The sequence below is a fragment of the Vibrio sp. 1249-1 genome, from assembly GCF_033340495.1.
In genome coordinates this window covers 1-730 of the sequence record NZ_JAWOWJ010000478.1, presented here as the reverse complement: position 1 = coordinate 730, position 730 = coordinate 1, and the positions used below count along the sequence as shown (strand labels likewise).

Below are 730 nucleotides of genomic sequence, written 5' to 3'. Positions count from 1 at the left end.
TTCTTTAGCAAGAAGGAGTGCCAGTGCGTCGTGGCTGTTTGTTGCGCCTAAGAACGCATCGATGAAACCATCTTCAATCAATTTTGAAGACAGTTCTGCAAGTACTTCGATATGGTGGTTATCGCCACCGTCTGGAGAAGCGATCATGAAGAACAGCTTTGAAGGTAAACCGTCTTCCGCGCCGTACTCGATACCTGATTTGCTTACGCCGATCACAACCGCCGGTTCAATCACAGCGGCGCTTTTCGCGTGTGGAATTGCCACGCCATCTTCAAATCCGGTATTTCCTAATTCTTCACGTGCTTTTATATCTGCAAGAAATTGTGTTTGGTCAGAAATACGACCTTGGGCATGAAGAACGGCAACCAGTTCTTTAAATACGTCTTCTTTTGAAGACGCTTTAAGATCAAGCTTAATTAAGTCTTCATTTATTAGTTTGGTGATCATTGTCGAACCCCTATAAATATAATTTTTATTTCAGGGGTATTTTTAAATTACTGAGAAAAAGACTGTAGTGAAGAAAAAATGCATTTACTGGAGGATTGTAACCGACTAACTATAGTGTGATTTAGATCGTTCACTGGGCAAATCTACCTGCATATCTGTGACATGATGGATAAGAAGCTAAACGATAAGTGAAATGTGGTTTTTCTCCCATTTGAAAAGGGATTGAGTGTTGTTGATAGAGTTTTTGTTACTGGAGATTTGATGTGTTAACTGGATTTTTGTA

1 protein-coding gene is annotated in these 730 nt (G+C 40.0%); it reads right to left on the bottom strand.

All coding sequences use genetic code 11. The features are described from left to right. Positions 1 to 447: fructose PTS transporter subunit IIA (locus R7Z50_RS27100; protein ID WP_318149698.1), on the bottom strand; the 447-nt coding region annotated here is incomplete at its 3' end. Positions 448 to 730: the final 283 nt, after the last annotated feature.